This is a genomic window from Nocardia sp. NPDC019219 (genome assembly GCF_040632645.1).
Classification (GTDB): Bacteria; Actinomycetota; Actinomycetes; order Mycobacteriales; family Mycobacteriaceae; genus Nocardia; species Nocardia sputorum.
This window is the reverse complement of the sequence record NZ_JBEYCG010000001.1, coordinates 513,391-534,323: the sequence shown is the minus strand read 5'-3', so window position 1 is coordinate 534,323 and position 20,933 is coordinate 513,391. Positions and strand designations below refer to the sequence as shown.

The following is a 20,933-nucleotide window of genomic DNA, read 5'->3' as shown; positions in this document are numbered from 1 at the left end:
CGGGGACGGCCACCGAAATCGGGAACTCGATCGCCGGGCCGAGCGTGGCCGGCGCGATTTCGATTTGCGGCACCGAGGCTCCCGCGATGTCCTCGATTTCCGCGAATTCACCGGCGACGGGTGTCTCGGTGACGGGAAGTATGGCGTTGTTCCGGAAAAGCTTCTCCGGCGAGTCGGGAAGCGGAATATCGTCGGAGATCTCGAACGTTCCCACGCCCGGGATGGTCACCGGCTGGGCCGATGCCTCCCCGGCGTTGCACCACGTGCCCAGGAGGGCGGCCGCTCCGGCGGCGAACGCCCACAGCAGCGCACGTCGCAGGTAGCGGATATATCGGACGTCGGTCGATGATGCCATGATGCGGTCCTCCGATGCTCATATCGCCGGCCTTCGGTGGGCCATCCGCCGTAGTTCATGGCGCGAGGGACCTCACCTGAGACCTCGAATTGATTCGAAAACCATCACGGTGCTTCGTCAGTCCAGCGGATCCGATCCGAGCGTTCACCTTTCGGCATAGCGTGCACGAGGTAAAGCACAACACGCGTTTATTTACGTAACAAAACAATAACTCGTTCTGTGCTGGGGGCGGCAATGTATATTTCGCGCCACGAAATGCAATCTGCCAGGACACAAAGCACCCCGCAGGGAAAATTTTCCACTGCGGGGCGCGATGCCGGGGCCTTGCTTCACGCGGTGATCTGTTCTTCGATCTGTTTCGCGATCGTCCGGAGCTTCGCCGCGAATTCGCGGGCCGCGCGCGGGTCGTCGTTCGAACCCTTGACCACGCGTTTCGTCAGCGCGGCGAGCCGGGACTCCATGGCGGTGAAGATGTCGGCGGCGCGATCGTTCGGGTCGTCCGGCAGTTCTCCGCGCAGCCACGCCTGCAGACGCTCGACCACCACTTCCTCGTCATAGCGTTCGGGCAGCAGCGCCACCGCTTGCCGGAGTTTCCCCGCGGTCACCTTCACTCCCGCGCCCGCCGCCACGGTGGTGTACACGGTGATCGCGGCGTCTTCGCCGTATTCGGCCACCACCGGCAGCAGTTCACGCACCTGGCCCTCGTTGATCGCGGGGGCCATCGGGTGCAGCCGCGCGGCGAGCGGCCACGCCCGAATGAGCTTGTGCGCGTAGGACCGTTGCATGTCCCACCGCTGCTCCACGTACTCGTCGAAGGTCTCATGGCTGTCGCGGTAGAGCCGGCCGTCCCGGACGATCTGCAGGGCGCGCCCGGCCGCCCAGAACGCGATGCGCAGCGTGTCGATCGACGACTCGCACGCGGTCAACTGCGCCCGTTCCCGATCGCTCAGCGGGCCGTCGCCGGCATCCGGCACCGGCATGGTCAAGACATTCGGGCTCACGGCCGGCTTCGGCCGCCGCCACTCGGCATCGCGCAGCGGTGACACCGGCGGTGTGTGTTCGGCGCCGTCGGATAGCGGATTGCCGCCACCGATGGAACCCTTCCTGCGTTGCGGAGGCATCAGGCGGGCACCTCCATCAGGGCCCGGTACGAGTTCACCAGTTCGTCGCCTACCCGGCGGTACTCCCCCAAATCCTCGATCGGGTTCTCGGCGCCCTCCCCGACCTCCCCGTCGGCCGCCTCTCGGTACCATTTCCAGGCACTCAGATAGGAATCGAATACGTCGTAGCCCGCGCTTTCCAAATGGCCGCGCTGCGCACGGTATTCGGTCGAGATGTTCACGCCTTTCTTCATGATCACCGGCACTTTGGTCATCAGCACCCGCACCCGGATTTCCCGGTCGGTGTCGGCCGCCGCCTCCTCGGCGGCTTTGAAGGTACTCGGCACGCGCTTGACTTCCGACGGACTCACACTGGTCAACAGCAGGAGCTCGTCGCTCTCGGGAACAGCGGCCTTGAAGATGTCGGCCGACTCGCCCCCGGCGTCCACGATGATGACGTCGAAATCGGCGGAATTGTCGGTGATGCAGTCACCGACATGCCGCGACGGGAAAGCGACCAGCTCGAACGGCACGTCGATGCCCCCCTTGACCAGCCGCCGGTACCAGGAGTATCCGGTCTGGCTGAGCGGGTCGGCGTCGATCACCAGCACCCGCAGTTCGTGAACCGAAGCGAAGTAGCTCGCCAAGAAGAACGCCGATGTCGTCTTGCCGACACCGCCCTTGAGATTCCCCAGCGTGATGACCAGAGGTTCGGGCAATTCGAGTGGCGCAACAGAATTCGTCATAGACGGTCCTCCGAGGATGAGGAGTGCATTACTGTGCGTGGCCAGTCTGGCACAGTACGCGCGAATACCGTCTGATTGCGACGCCTGGTTCCGGCTGTGCCGCTACCGCCGCTGTGTCCAATTGGACACAGCACGACGGTGTACGAGGTGCTTATTTTGTGGAGCCTAGGGGAATCGAACCCCTAACCCCTGCCTTGCAAAGGCAGTGCTCTGCCAATTGAGCTAAGGCCCCCGGAGATCAGCGGCTGGTGACCTCGTGCCACATGTCCGACTCGCTGCGCCGGCGCAGCTTGGAGATGCCGAAGAGAACCAGGACGACGACACCGGCGGTGCAGAGGAGTTTCATGGCTTCCACCCTACTGCGCCGCCGGGACGCCGCCCAGGACTACCCGAGTCCGGTGAACCGGCATGACCTGCCTCCTGACCGGCCAGGAACCGGGGCATCGCCGCGCACAGCCGCGGCAGGTCCCGCGCGGTGCACTGGACGACGCCATCGGGCCGGACCAGGGCGGCGCGGGCGCCGCGCCGGACCAGCCAGCGCCGCAGTTCGCTCCCGGGAGCTGCCGTCACGAGCACTGCCCCGCGCTCGCGGATCCGGGTGTGCTCCGCGGCGGCGGGCTCGATCGTGGTGACGATGGCGTACCGGCCCGCGACGACGTCGTCGTAACGACGGCCCTCGTCCAGGAGGACGTTGGGAACCAGACGACCCGCGCGACCGCCACCGAGGCGCGACCGCATGACCAGCTCGGACCGACGCAAGGGCGGTGTCTCGCCACTGGTGACCAGCGCGTGGAAGCCGGGCAGCCGACCCAGGTGGGGAGCGAGCCGGCCGCGCAACAGATCGCCAAGCTCACCGCCCTCGGTCATCGCCATCCCGGTGAGCTTCGCCAGCCGAATCATGGTCCGCGCGTGTGGCTTTCGCTCGACCTCGTAGGAGTCCAGGACCCGCTCGGGCAGGTCTCCGGCGAGCACGCCGGCCAGCTTCCAGGTGAGGTTGGCCGCATCGCGCAGGCCGGCGCCCATACCCTGACCGATGAACGGCGGCGTGAGATGCGCCGCGTCGCCCAGCAGGAAGACCCGGCCCGCCCGCCAGCGGTCGGCGAGCTGGGCGCGGAAAGTGTATTCGGCCACCCGCAGCAACCGGATGTCCTCGACCGCGACGTCGCCGGTCCACGGGCTGATCAGTCGATACACCCGGCTGATGTCGTCGTAGTCGGCTGCTGCCTCACCGGGATCGAGCCGGAATTCCCATCGGTGCCGTGATTTCCCGATGCGCATGTAGGTCGCGGCGCGGACGGGGTCGCAAACCTGATGCACGCCCTCCCACTCCCCTAGTTCCGCCGTCGTATCCACGTCGACGACCAGCCAACGCTGCTCGAAGTTCAGCTCACGCATCCTGGCGCCGATGGCGGTGCGAACCACGCTGTTCGCGCCGTCGCAGCCGAGCACGTACGGCGCACGGACCGACTCGGTGGCGCCGGAGGTCCGATCGGTGAAGTCGACCCTGGCGCCACCGGCTTCCTGGACCACCGCGGTGACTTCGGCGTCCCCGCGCAGCGTCACTCGCGCCTGGCGTCGCACCGCGGCACGCAGGATCCCTTCCAACTCCGGCTGGTCGAACATATTCGCGTCCGGGTGCCCGTTGCGGCCGCCCGCCGGGTCGCGCTGGAATTCGGCGAGTGTCCGCAGATCCCGGTCGAGCAAGCGCAGGCCGAGCGCGGGGCGGGAGATGGCGTCGAATTCGTCGCCGATGCCCAGCCTCGCCACGATCCGGCGGATCTCACCGTCCATGTGCACCGCGCGCGGTTGCGGGTAGACGCCTTCCCATCGCTCCAGGACCAGCGACTGGACACCGTAGCGGGCCAGCAGCAACGCCGCGGTGAGACCGGTCGGACCCGCGCCGACGATCACCACCGGGGCATTCATCGGCGCGCCTCGATCTTCCATTCGATCGCGTACCGGCCCAGGATCGCCGCGACCACGCTCTCGTCACCGGTGTGGTCGAGTTCGACGGTGGCCACGATCGCACCGTCCTGGACAGCGGCGGCGATATCGCGCACTCCCTCGGTCCCGGCGAGCGCGTCGAGCAGTTCGCGACGTGTGGCGTCGGCGCGCAGCCCGAGTTTGTACGGCTTGCCCACGTCGGTGACCGGCAGCGCGTCGAGCACGGTGACCGTCTTCGGGACGGCGGCTCGCTCGGGAACCCGGCTGCCCGCCCATTCGAGCAGTGCGGCCGTGCCGACGTCGGCGCCGGGCGCGAGGGTGACGTAGGCGACCGGCACCTCGCCCGCATGGACGTCGGGGCGGCCGACCGCGCCCGCCGCCGTCACCTGCGGGTGTGCCAGCAGCGCGTCCTCGATGAGCGCGGGGTCGATGTTGTGCCCGCCGCGAATGATCAAATCCTTGGCGCGACCGTGCAGATGGATGAAACCGTCGGCGTCGAGGTGGGCGAGGTCGCCGGTGTCGAGCCAGCCGTCGGCCAGTTTGCCCATGCCGTCGAGCGCGAACCCGTGCGCATCGCGGGTGGTCACGTACCCGGCGAAGACCGTGGGACCGCCGATGCTCAGCACGCCGGTCTCCCCGGCGGGCAGTTCCGTCCACGTACCGTCGGCGCCGATGCGCACCACCCGCACCCGCTGATAGGGCATGCGCTGCCCGACCGCGCCCGGTCGCGGCCGCTCCGGGAAGCTGCGTGCGCTGGCGCAAGTCGCCTCGGTGAGTCCGTAGCCCTCGACCAAGGTGATGCCGGTGTGCTTCTCGAAATTCTCCCGCACCACGGGAGGCAACGGCGACGCGCCGACCATCGCGTAGCGCAGACTGCTGATGTCGGCGTCGACCGGGCACTGCGCGAGTACCGCGTACACGGTCGGTACGGCGCTCATCGCGGCGATCCGATAGTGCTCGACTATCTTCCAGAACTCGCCGTAGATCGCGAGGTCCCGGTAACCGAGCGGTCCGGCCCACACCACCGGCTGTCCCTTGAACAAGGGCGCGAGCAGCGTCACGACCAGCGCGTTGACATGGAACAACGGCAAGGCCGCGAAGACCACGGCGTCGTCGGTGAGCAGCGAGTTCGCGGCGATCATCCACGCGTTCGCGACCTCGTTGGCATGGGTGTGCGCCGCCAGTTTCGGCACGCCGGTGGTGCCACCGGTGTGGAACAACGCGGCGAGGTCCTCCGCGTTCGGCGGCACGCCCGCGAAGGCGCCCGCGTCGTGCGCTGCGGCCGCCTGGTCGAGGTAATCGACGCGCACGCCGTCGATGGGCGGCAGCGGCGCCGGCTCGCCCGCCGCGGCGGTCGGCCGCAGCACGAGCACCGCGTCCACCATGCCGTCGGCGGCCAATGCCCGGGTGGATTCCCAGATGGCCGCTGACAACTCGGGTCCGGCCGTGACGAGCACGCGTGCTCCGGTGCGCCGCAGCAGTTCGGCGATGTGCCGCTCGGACAACCCGCCGTTGATCGGGGCGGCGACCCCGGCGAGCTGGGCGGCCATGGTCACCGGGATGAGCTCGGCGCAGTTGGGGGCGAGCAACGCCACCGCGTCGTCCCGGCGCACGCCGATGTCGTACAGCAGGTTCGCGTAGCGGTGTACGTCCGCGAGCAGCTCACTGCTGTTGCGCCGCAACGGTTCCCGCCAACGCGCCGCTTCCGGCAGCACGGTCACCGCGGTGCGTTCCGGCCACGATCGCGCCGCCCGCGTCAGCAGGGCGTAGGTCGATTCCGGCAGGCCACGCTCGGCCAGTGGCACGGATTCGATGTCGAGTAGATCGGCCGGGTCCGCGTAGCGCGGCCAGAGCAGGTCCTCGGTCACCGGTACCTCACCGTGGTGCGCTGGCGGCCCAGGTCGATGGCGCCGTCGTCGGTGGCGACCGCCGCCTCGACGACGTCACCGTCGCGCAGGTACTTCGGGTTCTTGGCCTGGCCTTTGAAGAACAGTTTCCACTTCACCGCGGGCGGGAGCAGCGAGCCGATGATCTCGACCGGCTTGGGCGGGGCGCTGATCGCGGTGCCGACCGGAGTTCCGGTGAGCAGCAGGTCACCGGCGTCCATGCGCTGGAAACCGGTCAATGCACGCAGGGTCTCCGCCGGCTGGTAGATCATGTCCGCGACGGTCATGTCCTGGCGCGGTTCGCCGTTGACCCACAACCGCAGCCGCAGGTCGGTGAACCGTTTCAGCTCGTCGTCCTCCAGCAGCACCAGCACGGGCCCGACCGGGGTGAAGGTCGGATAGGACTTCGCTTCGTAGAACTGAGTTTTCGGCAATTGGATGTCGCGGGCGGAGATGTCGTTGGTGGCGACCAGACCGGCGATGTAGTCGGCGAGGTTGTCGCTCGTGATCTCCGATCCGACCGGCATATCGCGACCGAACACCAGGCCGATCTCCACCTCGTAATCCAGCAACCGCACGTGCGGGGGCCGGACGACGTCGTCGTGCGGGCCGCTGATCGACCCCGATGCCTTGCGGAAGAACGTCAGCGGCACCGTCGCCGGATCACCGCCGGAATCCTTCACGTGCGAGGCGAAGTTCGTCATCTGGGCGACCACCCGGCACGGCGCGGTCACCGGGGAGACCGGCGACAGGCTCTCGACCGGCACGACTGCACTGCTCGCCGACGCCGCGCGGATGGCCTGCCGATCCCCCAGCAATTGCCCGGTGGTGGTCGCGGCGGTATCGACTCTGGCCGCGCCCGCGGGTGTGATCACCCACCAAGCGTCGGCGGTACGGAGCACGGAAACACTCATGAAGCAGCTACTTTCAACAGGCCGCGCAGGCGACGGAGATCGAATTCGTTGTCCTCGCGCAGCGCGTCGGCCATCGCGCGCAGCTCGCGGAGGGATTCCCGGCCCGGTTTGAGGCCGAGGAAGTCTTTGCTGGCAGGCGGCCCCCACTGCGCCAGCCCGGAGGCGGTGAACGGCGCCCAGCCGGGTTCGAGCGTGCAGTCGAACATGTCGCCGTCGCTGAAGTGTTCGACGAGGAATCCGTCCGGGTCGCGCCAGTAGTCGAAGATCTGGCTGCCCTGGACATGCCTGCCGATCCCCCACGACCGGTGATAACCGTGATCGCGCAGGTACTCTCCGCCCGCGGCCAGGGCATCCAGGTCGGCGACTTGGTAGGCAGAGTGCACGTAGCGGTTGGCCGGGCCGAGCACCAGCGCCAGCGTGTGATGGTCCGCGGGTGTCCGGCCGCGATCACAGCGGATGAAGCTCATCACCGGACCGCGTTCGCGTTGCCCCGGGTAGTAGAGGAAGTCGCTGACGATCAGCCCCAAGTTCCGGAGATACCAATCGAGCGTGCGACGGTACTTGGTGGTCTGCACCACCACATGCCCCAGCCGCTGAACCAGCGCAGGCGAGCGAGGCGGCCGCTGCGTCCGGTTCACGCGCGCGACTTCGTGCCCGAAGTTGAGCGTGTGCGGCGGCTGCGCCGGCAGAGCCGGGAGTTGGTCGGTGTCGGCTACCACCCGCACCCGTAATCCACTGGGGTCGGTCAGATCGACGGTGGATCCGCCCAAAGTGTCGGGCAGGGCAGCCACCGTGCTTCCTGCGGCGTCGGCCAGCCGGAGCAAGTCCGCAGTGTCCGCCGCGCGGAAGGCCGGTCCGGCGAATCGCGAACGCATGCCTCGACGGATCAGCACGCAGGGCGACTGCGGGTCGGTGCCCCGCAAGTGCAGCTCGTCGGCCGTGCGCAACGCGGTGGCGAAGCCGAAGGCGTGCGCGAAGACCTCGGCGCGCTCGAGGTCCGGCTTCTCGAACTCCAGCCACGCCAGATCGTGCACCTTCACGATCGGATCGCGCGCCCGTCCCGGATGCTCGCCCGCCTGCGCGCCGTACTCGCTGTGCAGTCCGGTGTGCGGGTCGTGCTGGTCGGACATCGGCCACTCCCTCCATTTGCTGACGATATCGTCACATACGACGCAATATTCAGTCAAGACTCTCCTGATGAATTCGTCATAACTGAGCGCTGGCGGCTACGATGGTCGATGCACCGACAGGGAGAGGAGCGGGCATGACCGATCGAACCGGGACGGCGGAGCCCAACCGCTTGGAGCGCCGCAAGGCCCGTACCCGCGCCGCCCTGATAGCCGCGGCCCAGGCGTTCATCGCGACCGGCAGATCGAACGCACCGATCCTGGAGATCACCCAGGCCGCCGACGTGGGCATGGGGTCGTTCTACAACCACTTCCAGAGCCGGGAGGACCTACTCCGGGCGGCAGTGGAAGAAGCGCTCGAGATGCACGGCGCCGTGCTCGACACCTTGTCCGAAGGCATCGAGGACCCCGCCGAAGTCTTCGCGCAGAGTTTCCGATTGACCGGCCGTCTGCACCGGAGAATCCCCACCTCCAGCAAGGTGCTGCTGAACAACGGGCTGATCTTGACCGGATCCGAGAAAGGACTCGCCCCGCGCGCTCGTCGCGATATCGAGGCCGCCGCTCGCGCGGGCCGGTTCCGGACGAGCGATGCGGAACTCTCCATGACCATCGTGGCCGGCGCCGCCCTGTGCCTGGGCCAGCTGCTGCACGATCACCCCGACCGCGACGACGCGGCCGCCACCGATCAGATCACCGAGGATCTGCTGCGGATGTTCGGACTTCCCGCCGACGAGGCGCGCGACATCTGCTCGCGCCCCCTGCCGTCCCTCGACGACGTGCTCGAGCGCGGCGACGCCGCCTGATCGCGCCGGTCCGACGGCGTCACCCGCTCGCGCTGCCGACGGCGCTCGGATTTCTCGACGACAACCTGCCGTTTTGACCGCGTCAACGGCGAGAAGGTACCGTTTTCCAGGCGTCTGTACGCGCACGACGGGGCCTTAGCTCAATTGGCAGAGCACTGCCTTTGCAAGGCAGGGGTTAGGGGTTCGATTCCCCTAGGCTCCACTCCTCGGAGGCTCATGCTCATAGGGAGCATGAGCCTTTGTCGTTTCGCGGGTTCTGCGGCATGCGAGCCCACCCGGCGGGCTTCGCCCCGGACCTCGTGCTCGGAGTTGGGTGGGCATTGCCCAGGTAGGTGCCGCGGCAGATCCACGAGGTCAGTGTTCGCGCAGCGCACGTCCCGCAACGAACCGAGAGTTCTGCTTTCCGCCGAGAACAATCGCGACCGCTGGATCAGCAGTGCCAGGGATTCGAATGGTCGGCGACCGAATGAGGTGAAGAGAGTGGGCCTAGGAGGACTTGAACCTCGTCCGCACACCCGTCGTTTTACCAGGTCAGCGAGCTGATCCTTGCGTAACACTGCCGCTCAACTGCTGTTTCACGACGCGTCACTACATTTCACGACAGACCATACCAGCTTTGGTGATGACGCGGTCATCACCAAAATCAGCGCGGGATAGACCCCCGGCGATGACGGCGTCATCACCGATGTCCGCCCCGTGGAGACACTCGATATATGCCCCTGGTCTCCGATGACATGGTCCCCGCTCACGGATGGCACTACCCCAGCTGCCGCGCGATCAGGTGCCAGACCGCTTTTGGATCGATCAGTCGAGCGGGCTCGAGCGCTGTCGCGGTCAGCTCGCGCTTGATGACGTGCTCGGGCATAAGCAGTTCCACCCGCCAACTTGTCCGCTTGTTTTCCATGCCTGCCCCGCAAACGATCGTGTCGTGTTTCCGATCTTTCCCGCCGGGTACCGCCGTGGGGTCATCGAGCGAAAGGGAGTGATGCACTATGCGCAAGACCATCGCGATCCCCTTGACAGCCCTGATCCTCACATTCGGCGGAGTCGGAACAGTCGAAGCGACCCCTGCTGCTGCGACCACACAGACAGCCCAAGAAACCCGCGTCGACGACGACCACAGTGACAAGACCGGCCTGTGGGGCCTCCTCGGCCTCCTCGGCCTCGCCGGCCTCGCTGGACTCGCTCGCCGCAGAGATAACCGCACAAGCCCCACCACCGCAACCCGCCCCCGCCAGCCCTGAGGCAATAAGCAGCCAAGGGCCCCTGTCACGCGTAGGGGTCCTTGGCCGGATCACCTGCCAGCGCAATGAGCCAGCGGACTTTCGAGTCCGTCTCTGCGGCTCCGCACGGATGCACGCTCTGCACGGATGCACGCTCCCACCTACGCTTCATGACCCATTCGGTTACACGCCCTGGGCAGCGCTGCTCTTAGGAGACCTTGTGGGGCCGGAACCGTGCACACGACTGCGTCGCGCCCGTTTGCCCTATGCGGGTGATGGCCGTGCGCTCGTGGGCGCGGGAGGCGACGCAGGACTGCCAAAGGACACGCGCACTCGCCGACCGACAATAGCGACTCGGCCGCATGGAGCAGCCCACCGGAGATCGATCATTCGCCGGAGGTTGGTTCCGGGTCAGCGGCGGCTTGGTCATCTGCTGCGACCAGAGCGTGGGCGACGTGGGTGGTGCGGCCTGCGTGGGCTTCGGTGCGCATGCGTTCGGACATGTGCGGGTAGTGCAGTTCGAACGCGGGCCGCTCCGAGCGGATGCGGGGCAGTTCGTAGAAGTTGTGCCGCGGTGGTGGTGAGGTGGTCGCCCATTCCAGGGAGTTGCCTTGGCCCCATGGGTCGTCGACGGTCACGACCTCGCCGTATCGCCAGCTTTTGAACACGTTCCATACGAAGGTGAGCATGGAGACGCCGAGCAGGAAGGACCCGATCGTCGAGATCGTGTTCAGCAGCGTGAAATTGTCGGTCGGCAGATAGTCGGCGTAGCGGCGGGGCATTCCCATGTTGCCGAGCCAGTGCTGGATCAGGAACGTGAGGTGGAATCCGATCAGGGTGGTCCAGAAGTGGATCTTGCCGAGCCTCTCGTCGAGGAAGCGGCCGGTGAGTTTGGGGAACCAGAAGTAGATGCCCGCGAAGGTGGCGAACACGATGGTGCCGAACAGCACGTAGTGGAAGTGGGCGACGACGAAATAGGTGTCGTGTACGTGGAAGTCCAGTGGCGGGCTGGCCAGGATGACGCCGGACAGGCCGCCGAGCAGGAATGTCACGATGAACCCGACCGAGAACAGCATCGGTGTCTCGAAGGTCAACTGGCCCCGCCACATGGTGCCGATCCAGTTGAAGAATTTCACCCCGGTTGGTACGGCGATCAAGAAGGTCATCAGCGAGAAGTACGGCAACAGGACCGCGCCGGTGGCGTACATGTGGTGCGCCCACACCGCCACCGACAAAGCGCCGATGGCCAGGGTGGCGTAGACCAGGGCGGTATAGCCGAAGATAGGTTTGCGGCTGAACACCGGGATCACCTCGGTGACGATGCCGAAGAACGGCAACGCGATGATGTACACCTCGGGATGGCCGAAGAACCAGAACAGGTGCTGCCACAGGATCGTGCCGCCGGTAGCCGGGTCGTAGATGTGGCCACCCAGATGCCGGTCATAGGCCAGCGCCATCAACGCCGCGGTGAGGATCGGGAAGGCCAGCAGCACCAGGATGCTGGTGACCAGGATGTTCCAGGTGAAAATGGGCATCCGGAACATCGTCATCCCCGGCGCACGCAGGCAGATCACCGTGGTGGTCATGTTGACCGCGCCCAGGATGGTGCCGAGACCGGAGACGGCCAAGCCCATGATCCATAGGTCGGGGCCGGGGCCGGGCGAGTGCTCGGCCAGACTGAGCGGGGTGTAGCCGGTCCAACCGAAATCGGCGGCCCCGCCCGGAGTGAGGAACCCGGCGGTGGCGATGGTGGCCCCGAACAGATACAGCCAGTAACTGAAGGCGTTGAGCCGAGGAAAGGCGACGTCCGGCGCTCCGATCTGCAACGGCAGTATCGCGTTGGCGAAACCGAATACCACGGGCGTCGCGTAGAACAGCAGCATGATGGTGCCGTGCATGGTGAACAACTGGTTGTACTGCTCCGGCGAAAGGAACTGCAGACCCGGCCTGGCGAGCTCACCGCGCATCAGCAATGCCATCAGGCCGCCGATGAGGAAGAATCCCGTCGCGGAGGTCAAATAGAGGATCCCGAGCACTTTGGGGTCGGTGGTGGTGACCATTTTCCACAGGAACGAGCCTTTCGGCCCGACTCGCGCTGGATACGGCCGCGTCGCCTCGACAGGTGGAATTTCACGCGCCATCGCAGCCATCGTGCACCTTCTTCCTCGTCCGAACGTCCCCGCAGCACCCGAGCAGTGAGAGCCGAAACCGAATGATGACGGGTTATCCGACAGTGCCCGATAGGCCGGGAATGGAGGCTCAACCCGGCATACGAGCTCGCAGGTTCGGACGTGTCCACGCCATTAGCCAGCCTACTTCCATCGCGGCGTCGAGCAGGTAGGTCTTCGGTATGTCGCCCTCCGGTACATACTTCAGATCGATCGCCAGCAGCCATGCCGCGGTAATGATTCCAACGCGGCGCGCGTGGACGACACCTGCGGGGGAAAATGTGGCCAGAATCTGCGCGACGCCGTTACCGGCAAGCAGCCCCGCGACGGTGTATTGCAGCCAATGATCGTTCTTGGGCCCGAAGACTGCCTCGAAACTCCGTCGATGCAACAAGGGCCACAACCCGCCGACGACATTGAACACACCGTGGGCGCGCGCCAAGCCAACGCCAGGCGAGAGCCGGGCGGGACTGCGGTCGGTAACCTCCACCGCTGCCGGTGGTTCGATGCGATACGCCATGGCGATCGGCTCCCTTCTGGATGGACGAGCAGCCGGTCGGAACACCGTCGGTGCGCGCTCAGGCTGCACCGGTTGTTCGCGTCCGGATTGCTCGGGCGGTCAGCATCGGGTGAGGGCGTCGCGGACCATCATCAGGTGGTGTTCGATGATCGGCTCGGCGTCGCGAGCCAGGGTCGTCACCTGTTCGGAGCTACCGGCCGCTTGTTGCAGTGCGCCGGCCTGCAGTGCCTGGATGTGGAAGTTCTCCTGCATGGTCAGCCAGGCGAGGTCGAAGTCTCGGCCCATTTTCATTCCGGTGCTCAGCAGCTGCTGGGTTTGATCAGGATCCGGGGTCAGCGGCAGCATCACCCCGTTCGGCAGGGCGATCGCCGCCCCCATCGCGTCCAGCCGCGTGTGATCGGACACCAGCATCGCGCCGATCTCCCGCACCTGGGGACATACCCCCATCGGTGCAGCGCGCGCACCGGAGAGGATTTCCGCCATATGCGACTGATGCGACACCATCAGATATGTGCTGTCCTGTCCGGCCAGCGCGACCGGCGCCGCATATCCGCTCCCGGGAGCACCGCACAATCCCAACCCGGTAGCCAAAGCCGCAAACACCAGCAGACGTCGTAGTGATCGCATTTCCGTCTCCTACGGTCGGTGGTCATTCACCGCCCGGGTGCCCAATCGCGCACGCAGTACGCCACCCAGGTGCGATCGGTCGAAGGTGCGCACACGATGACCACGACGGCAGCCGCCTTCACGTAAGGCGGTGGCGAGCAGCTGATACGGCCCGCCACCGCCGGAATAGTTCCCGTCCGCCGCGTGTGCCACTCGAGCGATGTAGCGACGTGTGCGCTCAGGTGGGCGGTGGGTCCGGTGGCTGATGTGACCTCCTGCCGGTGAGCAGGTCACGCGCTTTGTCGGTCAGTGCTGCTACCAAGCCGCCGGTCTTTTGCGCACCTGGAGTCGACGGCGTATCCGGATGTGGTCGGGTCGGGGCCACCTTCTTCGCCGTGGCCATCTTCTGCCCGAGTTCCTCCATCGTGTCCCGGTCGGACGCCTGCCGGAACAGGGGCCACACCTGATCCTGCTCGAACTCGATGTGCTCGCGGACCACGACGATGAACTCGCTGAGTGCCTGCTCGAACTCGCTTGATCCGGCTTCGGAAGCCTCGATCTGCTGTAGCAGACGCTTGGCGCGGTCTTCCTGCTGTAGAGCCCGATCGGCCAGCTCGTCACCGTCGGGAAGCGCCTGCCGCACCGCCGGCCAGAAGAATTGCTCTTCCACCGCTTCGTGCTGCGATGCGGCGATCACCAGGCTCGTCGCGAGATCCGAACGCGCCCGAGTCTCGGCCGCACCATCACCGCGCCCGCGTTCGAACTGTTCGATCATTCCCAGCACGCTCTCGTGATCGTTGCGCAGCAAGGTCAAGGCATCCATCGGTACACCTCCGGTGTGAGTTGCCTGGAAGACACCGGCGATGGTCAGCCGGGCATGTGCTGTTCGTGGGTGAACGGCTTGGTGCCCTGCACCGCGGGTTCGCCCTGCGGATTCTCCTCGGCGCCGTGGTTGGCTCGCTCGTCGGAGCCGAGCCAATCGGTGACCGGGTTGTCGACATAACGCCACTGCATGCCCTCCGGCCAAGGCCCTTGCCCTTCGTTCCAGGGGCCGCGGGCGCTGGCCGCACCATTGGACATGTTGAACGCGACGTTCTGGAACCGATCGTCACCGGGCAGCGTTCCGGGCGGGAAGTTGACCGGCAGCTCGTTGAGCGCCGCGGTGAACTGCTGGAAATGCGCGACCTCGCGAGTCATCAAGAACGACAGTGTGTCCTGCACGCCCGGGTCGTCGGTGAACTGCTTGAGGTATTCGTAGACGATCTTCGCTCGCGACTCCGCCGCGAGATTACTGCGCAGATCCACCGAGGGCTCACCGTTGGCATTGACGAACGAGCCCTGCCACGGCACGCCCGCCGAATCCTTGACGTCCGGGCCGCCGCCGGTCAGGGCGAAATACAACGGGTTCACCGCGACTTGGTGGATGACCTGCTCGCGGCCGGCCGAGTTGCCGACCAGCGGCATCCAGTCACACCGCTGGTTGGCCTGCTTCAGATCGTCGTTGAGCCCGTCCAGCAGCATCGTGATCATGGAGCCGACGATCTCGAGGTGACTGAGCTCCTCGGTGGCGATGTCCATGAACAAGTCGTACATCTTCGGATTCTTGCGGCGCAGCACGAACGCCTGAGTGAAGTACTGCATCGCGGCCTTGAGCTCGCCGTTGGCTCCGCCGAACTGCTCTTGCAGCAGGGTCGCGAACCGCGGATCCGGCCGGTCCACCCGTACCTCGAACTGCAGGTCCTTGTTGTGAATGAACATCCCACTCCTCGATGGTCGTCGTCGCACTCCGATTGGTGGCGGCTACCCGGGTTCATCGACTGGAAACATCACTGAGAGAACGCGCGCCCTGCCGGTGCTGCGACAGCACCCCAGCCTCCCGGCGAACACACGGCAAATTCCGATAGGTGCACTATGATCGAGATGCCGGATAGGAGACCGATCGGCATGAACACGAGCGCCGGTGGCGATCGAAGCGTTGTCATAGATGCTGTGCTGGCGACAATTCGGACCTGGTCACCATCAGTCGATGATGGTCGACTAGTTGTCGCACACGTTGCAGTGCCTTCGGATCGGACTCAGGTTGCCGCAATGGTGAGGCTGACTCGAAACAGCGACAACGGTTGCCGCACGTCGAATCATCGCGTGATCCAGTGATGTCGAAGCGGTGCGGCGCGCTGGGGCTGATGCGGAGGGGTAGGAGGTGTCGACGAATGTCGTCTGATGTTCCCTCGTCTGCTGATGCCTCGTCCGTCGAGGACGTTGTGGACCCGGATGTCGCCGCGGATCGGATCGTTGCAGCGTTCGCGCGTATGTCGGGTCTGTTCTTGTCTGCGGAGACGGTGAGCACGGCACTGGAGATGGTTACTTCTCTGTCGGTGGAGATGGTTCCCCATACCGTGGGTGCCGGGATCACCTTGTTGAACAGCGAAGGTCATCGCACCACCACGGCGGCTACCGACGCGGTGGTCGAGCGGGCCGACGATATCCAGTACCAGCTGGGCGCGGGACCTTGTCTGACCGCGTGGGCGGATCGAGTGGTGGTGCGCGTCGACGATCTGGCGTCCGACGAGCGTTGGCCCATGTGGTCGGGGCCAGCGACGGAGTTGGGGTTGCTCTCGTCGTTGAGTGCGCCTCTGGTCGCGGGCACGAGGGCGCTGGGCGCGATCAAGGTTTACGCCGCGCAACCCGGCGCCTATACCGAGCGGGAGGAGCATCTGCTCTCGATGTTCTCGTCCCAGGCGGCGATGCTGCTGGCCGGAATGCGAGCCGCGGAGGACGCGGAGCGGGTCACCGGGCGGATCGCGGACAGCCTGCGTGGCCGTGAGGTGACTACGCTGGCCAAGGGCATCATCATGGCCCGTGACGGGGTCGATGAGCGGGCGGCGTTCCTGATCCTCGCGCACACCGCTCGTCGGCAAGGCAGCACCGTGCGGCGCGTCGCCGAACGCCTGGCCATGTCCACCGTCCGTCATCGGCGCTGATCGGCAACCGCTGTGCCGACAGCTGACACCGTCTCCCAGACATGGTGGTCGCTATGAACGACGAGTCCGCCACCCAACAAGGCACAGAACACGGCAGTGACCGCTCCCACGAACAGCAGCGCAGCCTGGTCCTCGCCTTGAAGGGCGCCGAGCTGAACCTCGAAGAACTGTGGATGAGCTACTTCACCATGGGCGGAGACGCCGGCTGCCTCGAGATCGACGCCTATGTGCACGGGCTCGGCGAACTTCCCACACGCGACCGCGACATCCTCGCCCATGCCGTCAACGAACGCCTCGACCAACTCGCCTGGACCAAACGCGCCACCTACAGCCGCACCATCCGGGACACCGAAGCCAGCAGCGCTCCCTTGGCGGGACTGGTGGCCCTTCTCGACGGCGCCCACAATGCGGCGCCCGAGCGGCTACCTGCCATCGCGGCAGCCGCCGGCGACGCCCTCGGCGTGCGTATCGCCATGTACCTGGTCGACTACGAGGAGAGTTATCTGCATCCCATCCGTTCGCCGTCCCGTGTGTGGGAGCACGCAGCCCCGGACGAGGCCCTGGATGTCGATACGACTCTGCCGGGCCGCGCATTCCGCCTCGTGCAGACACTACCTTCGCACGTAGCCGACCGGCCCCGGTTGTGGGTGCCGTTGCTCGATGGAAGCGAACGCCTCGGCGTCCTCGACGTCCAGGTCGATGACCCCGAGGACCTGTATGACCCCGGACTTCGGGTGCAATGCCGCTGGATGTCACGGCTGCTCGGTCACTTGGTCACGGCGATGACCGGGTTCGGGGACGCTCTGGACCGAGTCCGGTTGACCACGCCCCGCACCCCCAACGCCGAGTTGATCTGGTCGATGCTGCCTCCGTTGACCGCCGGCGTGGACAACTTCGTGATCAGCGGCGTCGTGGAGCCACGTCACGACCTCAACGGCGACGCCTTCGACTACGCGCTGTCCGACACCACCGCGCAACTCATCGTTCTCGACGCGGTCGGCCACGACCCGGCCAGCGGCCTCATCGCGGCGACGGCGCTGGCCGCCTACCGCAGCGCGCGCCACGCCGGCCACGGATTGTTCGAACAAGCCCGCGTGATCGACCAGACCATCGCCGACCAATTCGGACACGGGAAGTTCGCCACCGCGGTCCTTGCCGAACTGCACATGCCCACCGGCCGACTACGCTACATCAACGCCGGCCACCCCGAACCGATGATCATGCGCGGCGGCAGAATCGTCAAACCCCTCACCGGCGGACACCGACTACCGCTGGGCCTCGGCGACGGTGAGCTCACCGTCGCCGAAGAAGTACTGCAACCAGAGGACTGGCTCGTCCTCTACACCGACGGCATCACCGAGGCCCGCGACTCCGAAGGCGCGTTCTTCGGCGAAGAACGCCTCACCGACTTCCTGCGCCGCGAAGCCGCAGCCGGTTACCCACCACCCGAGACCGCACGCCGACTGATCAACGCCGTCCTCACCCATCAACACGGAACCCTGCAGGACGACGCCACCGTCCTCCTCGCCCGCTGGACCAGCCCCGGCAAGCTCACCCCGTGAGGATCCGGCATCGACGCGTGTCTGACGCCCAGTGACGGCTCCGGCTTCGGTGTCGAGCACGTGCACCGGCGCGACCCCTTATGCGATCACATCGGATACAGCATCGGGCGAGCACGGAAGCGCATCCTGTCGAGCTGATCGCCCTGACTCGGCACGTCTGATGTCTGGTCAGGAAACGGAGGCCGGGGAGACTTCGAGCGGTGCGGGCTCATCCTGCCATCGGTGGACCCCGGCACCGAGCGCGTAGGACAGGTGACCGCCGAGCGCACCACCGGCACCCATCGCCGCCAGGCCCGCCGCGCCGAAGACAGTGGCCGTGAACTCGCCCCTGGTCAAATAGGCGGCGGAGAACAACAGGGCCGCAACACCATTCGCCGCAGCATGCACGAGGCCGACGCGCCGCTGGTAGATGTCGAGGTCGCGGAAGTCCGCCAGTCCGGCGGCGACTGTCGCAGGGGTGGCCAGCAGGCCGATCAACACGAGTCTGCGCGCCGCGTCGTTCTGTCCGGCGATGCGCAGCGCGGCGGCGCTGGACCAAGCGCCGATCGGCAGGGTGACCAGGATCGGGTGAACAGGGTGGCCCAGCTGGGAGCCGCGTACCCAGTCGGCGACACGGCCTTGTCCGAAAACCCGGCGTATCGACGTGGCGAGCCTCTCGGCGGGTTGGTCGAGCCGGTCGGCCGCCTCGACCGTCCGCAGCATCCGAGGAATATTCATGACGTCGCGATACCCGCCGCGCTGTGGGGTGAACCCGGCATCCGCGGTGATCGGGTGGGCGGACCGACCAAGCGCGATAAAGCCTCACCGGCCGCCGTCACAGCCGCTCGCGCTACAGCACCACGGTGTGACCGCGGGGAAGCTCGACGACGCGGTCGCCCCAGCCGCGCCGCCGCATGTGGGCGTGGAACTCGCTGAGCGGCGAGGCGAAGACGGTGTAGTCGTCGTAGTGCACCGGAATCGCGCGGGGCAGGTCGAGTAGGTCGACCAGCCCGGTGCCTTGCCGGCCGTCCATGGTGACAGTCAGCCCGAAAGGAAGTCGCGGGCCCGCCGGCAGTCTGGTGCCGCCGAGGTGCAGTATGCCTGCGTCGATCGTGTCGAATCGTGCCGGGATCTGATGCAGTTCCTGCACGAGCAATGTGTCGCCGGAGACGTAGAGCCGCCGCTGCGGCGGGCCGTCGGCAGGCCCGAATTCCAGCATGGTGCCCATGACAGGCGGCAGGAAGCGCCAGGTGAACGCTGGTGCGTGCCGGCCAGGCAGCGAGGTCACGCGTACCTTCGCGGAGCCTTTGACGATCTCCCTATCCTCCCAGGTGCGCAGTGGTGTGGCCGCGGAAAAACCGCGCCGGTGCAGACGCGTGGCGGCGTGCGGTGTGGTGAGGATCGGCAGGGCGTGATCGAGGTCGCGTTGCGCGGTGCGGTCCCAGTGATCGCCGTGCATGTGCGAGAGCACGATGGCGTCCAGGGCTGGCAATTCATCGATGCGCAGGGCCGGTTCGCGCAGGCGCTTGGAGACCAGGCCGTATCCGAGGTACGCGTGCTGGCCTCGGTGCAGAAAGTTCGGATCGGTCATCAGCATCAGCTCACCGAAGCCGATCAGTGTCGTCGCGTTCCCGATGAATGTGACGGACAGATCCATTCCTGCCTCCGTTCCGGACCGGACGGTCCTCCTCGGACTGCCCCACCTGCCGCAGGGTATGCAATCGACCACTACCGCCCCTTGTGGGGTGGTCGACGTCCGCTATCCGGGTGAGCTCAGGCGCCGGTCGTGGACGGGGTGGTTTCGTTTTGCCCGCTCGAGTGGGGGTAGGACGACAGGACCCGGAGAGAGGAGACGGTATGCGAGCGATGGTCTATCGCGGGCCGTACAAAGTGCGCGTCGAAGAAAAGGACATCCCTTCGATCGAGCATCCGAATGACGCCATCGTCCGGGTTCAGCGCGCGGCGATCTGTGGTTCGGATCTGCATCTCTATCACGGGCTCATGCCCGACACCCGGGTGGGAATGACGTTCGGGCACGAGTTCGTCGGCGTGGTGGAGCAGGTCGGCGGATCCGTAGAGAACCTGCGGCTAGGTGACCGGGTCATGGTGCCGTTCAATATCTACTGCGGCTCGTGCTACTTCTGCGCTCGCGGACTTTATTCCAACTGTCACAACGTGAACCCGAACGCCACCGCTGTGGGCGGCATCTACGGCTACTCACACACCTGCGGTGGCTACGACGGAGGCCAAGCCGAGTACGTTCGAGTGCCGTTCGCCGACGTGGGTCCCGCCAAGATCCCGGACGGGCTCGATGACGAAGACGCGCTGATGTGCACCGATGCCCTGGCCACCGGGTATTTCGGTGCGCAATTGGGTGACATCACCGAGGGTGATGTGGTCGTCGTGTTCGGCGCGGGGCCGGTTGGTCTGTTCGCCGCGAAGTCGGCGTGGCTGATGGGGGCGGCGCGAGTCATCGTGATCGACCATCTGGAGTACCGGCTGGAGAAGGCCCGCAGCTTCGCCCACGCCGAAACGATCAACATGGCCGACTGCGCCGACATCGTCGTCGAAATGAAACGAGCCACCGACTACCTCGGCGCCGACGTCGCCATCGATGCGGTCGGCGCCGAGGCCGACGGCAACCTGATCCAGCACGTCACCGCGGCCAAGTTCAAACTCCAAGGCGGCTCACCGATCGCGCTCAACTGGGCTATCGACTCCGTCCGGAAAGGGGGCACGGTGTCGGTCGTCGGCGCCTACGGACCCTTGTTCAGCGCGGTGAAATTCGGCGACGCGATGAACAAGGGCCTGACACTCAACATGAATCAGTGCCCCGTGAAACGCCAATGGCCGCGCCTGCTGTCGCATATCGAGAACGGCTATCTGAAGCCGAGTGACATTGTCACCCATCGTATTCCGTTGGAGCACATCGCCGAGGGCTATCACATCTTCTCCGGCAAACTCGACGAGTGCATCAAGCCGGTGATCGTCCTTCCTCAGAACGCGTGACAGGAGTTCG

18 protein-coding genes and 2 tRNA genes are annotated in these 20,933 nt (G+C 66.2%); 6 read left to right on the top strand and 14 right to left on the bottom strand.

The annotated features are described in order from the left end of the window. Positions 1-684: 684 nt before the first annotated feature. From ABZ552_RS02460 to ABZ552_RS02430, 7 genes are all read right to left on the bottom strand, one after another. A complete protein-coding gene (locus ABZ552_RS02460; protein ID WP_281876539.1) occupies positions 685-1,476 on the bottom strand; it encodes a hypothetical protein in 792 nt (263 codons plus the stop codon). Continuing rightward, positions 1,476-2,201: a ParA family protein gene (locus ABZ552_RS02455; protein ID WP_281876538.1), complete on the bottom strand. Its 726-nt coding sequence runs from the start codon at positions 2,199-2,201 to the stop codon at positions 1,476-1,478. The genes ABZ552_RS02460 and ABZ552_RS02455 overlap by 1 nt, the downstream gene beginning before the upstream one ends. Before the next feature lie 159 nt (positions 2,202-2,360). Then, positions 2,361-2,433 (bottom strand) — tRNA-Ala (locus tag ABZ552_RS02450). A 110-nt stretch (positions 2,434-2,543) separates the two neighbouring features. Continuing rightward, complete coding sequence (locus ABZ552_RS02445) at positions 2,544-4,127, bottom strand: bifunctional 3-(3-hydroxy-phenyl)propionate/3-hydroxycinnamic acid hydroxylase (protein ID WP_281876537.1); 1,584 nt, start codon at positions 4,125-4,127, stop codon at positions 2,544-2,546. Then, complete coding sequence (locus ABZ552_RS02440; RefSeq protein ID WP_281876536.1) at positions 4,124-6,013, bottom strand: acyl-CoA synthetase; 1,890 nt, start codon at positions 6,011-6,013, stop codon at positions 4,124-4,126. Before ABZ552_RS02440 ends, ABZ552_RS02445 begins: the two co-directional genes overlap by 4 nt. Next, on the bottom strand, positions 6,010-6,945 hold the full coding sequence (locus ABZ552_RS02435) for a fumarylacetoacetate hydrolase family protein (RefSeq protein WP_281876535.1): 936 nt from the start codon (positions 6,943-6,945) through the stop codon (positions 6,010-6,012). The genes ABZ552_RS02440 and ABZ552_RS02435 overlap by 4 nt, the downstream gene beginning before the upstream one ends. Further along, complete coding sequence (locus tag ABZ552_RS02430; RefSeq protein ID WP_281876534.1) at positions 6,942-8,075, bottom strand: VOC family protein; 1,134 nt, start codon at positions 8,073-8,075, stop codon at positions 6,942-6,944. Before ABZ552_RS02430 ends, ABZ552_RS02435 begins: the two co-directional genes overlap by 4 nt. A 134-nt stretch (positions 8,076-8,209) precedes the next feature. On the opposite strand from ABZ552_RS02430, the gene ABZ552_RS02425 reads away from it, so the two are divergent. The 3 genes from ABZ552_RS02425 (at position 8,210) to ABZ552_RS02415 (ending at position 10,119) form a co-directional block, all read left to right on the top strand. Continuing rightward, positions 8,210-8,875, top strand: coding sequence for a TetR/AcrR family transcriptional regulator (locus ABZ552_RS02425; RefSeq protein WP_281919318.1), 666 nt, complete (start codon positions 8,210-8,212; stop codon positions 8,873-8,875). Between the two features lie 129 nt (positions 8,876-9,004). Then, positions 9,005-9,077, top strand: a tRNA-Ala gene (locus ABZ552_RS02420). A 790-nt stretch (positions 9,078-9,867) separates the two neighbouring features. Next, positions 9,868-10,119, top strand: coding sequence for a WGxxGxxG family protein (locus tag ABZ552_RS02415; protein WP_281876531.1), 252 nt, complete (start codon positions 9,868-9,870; stop codon positions 10,117-10,119). A gap of 365 nt (positions 10,120-10,484) precedes the next feature. Here ABZ552_RS02415 and ctaD read toward each other — a convergent pair whose 3' ends face one another. From ctaD to ABZ552_RS02390, 5 genes are all read right to left on the bottom strand, one after another. Further along, complete coding sequence (gene ctaD / locus ABZ552_RS02410) at positions 10,485-12,239, bottom strand: cytochrome c oxidase subunit I (RefSeq protein WP_281876529.1); 1,755 nt, start codon at positions 12,237-12,239, stop codon at positions 10,485-10,487. Between the two features lie 118 nt (positions 12,240-12,357). Continuing rightward, the gene (locus tag ABZ552_RS02405) at positions 12,358-12,786 is read right to left on the bottom strand and encodes a hypothetical protein (RefSeq protein ID WP_357435272.1); all 429 of its coding nucleotides are present in this window, start codon (positions 12,784-12,786) and stop codon (positions 12,358-12,360) included. A 99-nt stretch (positions 12,787-12,885) separates the two neighbouring features. After that, entirely contained in the window at positions 12,886-13,413 is a 528-nt protein-coding gene (locus ABZ552_RS02400; RefSeq protein ID WP_357435270.1) for a DUF4142 domain-containing protein, read from the bottom strand. Positions 13,414-13,630: 217 nt separating this feature from the next. Beyond that, positions 13,631-14,215, bottom strand: coding sequence for a hemerythrin domain-containing protein (locus tag ABZ552_RS02395; RefSeq protein ID WP_281876527.1), 585 nt, complete (start codon positions 14,213-14,215; stop codon positions 13,631-13,633). A 44-nt stretch (positions 14,216-14,259) separates the two neighbouring features. Beyond that, positions 14,260-15,150 (bottom strand): manganese catalase family protein, encoded by an 891-nt coding sequence (locus ABZ552_RS02390; RefSeq protein ID WP_281876526.1) that lies wholly within the window; start codon positions 15,148-15,150, stop codon positions 14,260-14,262. 452 nt (positions 15,151-15,602) lie between these two features. On the opposite strand from ABZ552_RS02390, the gene ABZ552_RS02385 reads away from it, so the two are divergent. Together ABZ552_RS02385 and ABZ552_RS02380 are read left to right on the top strand one after the other, a co-directional pair. Continuing rightward, positions 15,603-16,373 carry a GAF and ANTAR domain-containing protein gene (locus ABZ552_RS02385; RefSeq protein ID WP_281876525.1) on the top strand — a complete coding sequence of 257 codons (771 nt, stop codon included), beginning with the start codon at positions 15,603-15,605 and terminating at the stop codon, positions 16,371-16,373. Positions 16,374-16,426: 53 nt separating this feature from the next. Further along, positions 16,427-17,935 carry a PP2C family protein-serine/threonine phosphatase gene (locus tag ABZ552_RS02380; protein ID WP_357435267.1) on the top strand — a complete coding sequence of 503 codons (1,509 nt, stop codon included), beginning with the start codon at positions 16,427-16,429 and terminating at the stop codon, positions 17,933-17,935. Positions 17,936-18,103: 168 nt separating this feature from the next. Here the strand turns inward: ABZ552_RS02380 and ABZ552_RS02375 are convergent, their stop codons facing one another. Together ABZ552_RS02375 and ABZ552_RS02370 are read right to left on the bottom strand one after the other, a co-directional pair. Further along, the gene (locus tag ABZ552_RS02375) at positions 18,104-18,652 is read right to left on the bottom strand and encodes a DUF2231 domain-containing protein (RefSeq protein WP_281876523.1); all 549 of its coding nucleotides are present in this window, start codon (positions 18,650-18,652) and stop codon (positions 18,104-18,106) included. Between the two features lie 112 nt (positions 18,653-18,764). Continuing rightward, positions 18,765-19,571, bottom strand: a complete 807-nt coding sequence (locus ABZ552_RS02370; RefSeq protein ID WP_357435265.1) for an MBL fold metallo-hydrolase — start codon at positions 19,569-19,571, stop codon at positions 18,765-18,767. Between the two features lie 200 nt (positions 19,572-19,771). Here ABZ552_RS02370 and ABZ552_RS02365 point away from each other — a divergent pair, with 200 nt between their 5' ends. Further along, positions 19,772-20,923, top strand: a complete 1,152-nt coding sequence (locus tag ABZ552_RS02365) for a zinc-dependent alcohol dehydrogenase (protein WP_281876521.1) — start codon at positions 19,772-19,774, stop codon at positions 20,921-20,923. Positions 20,924-20,933 lie beyond the last annotated feature (10 nt).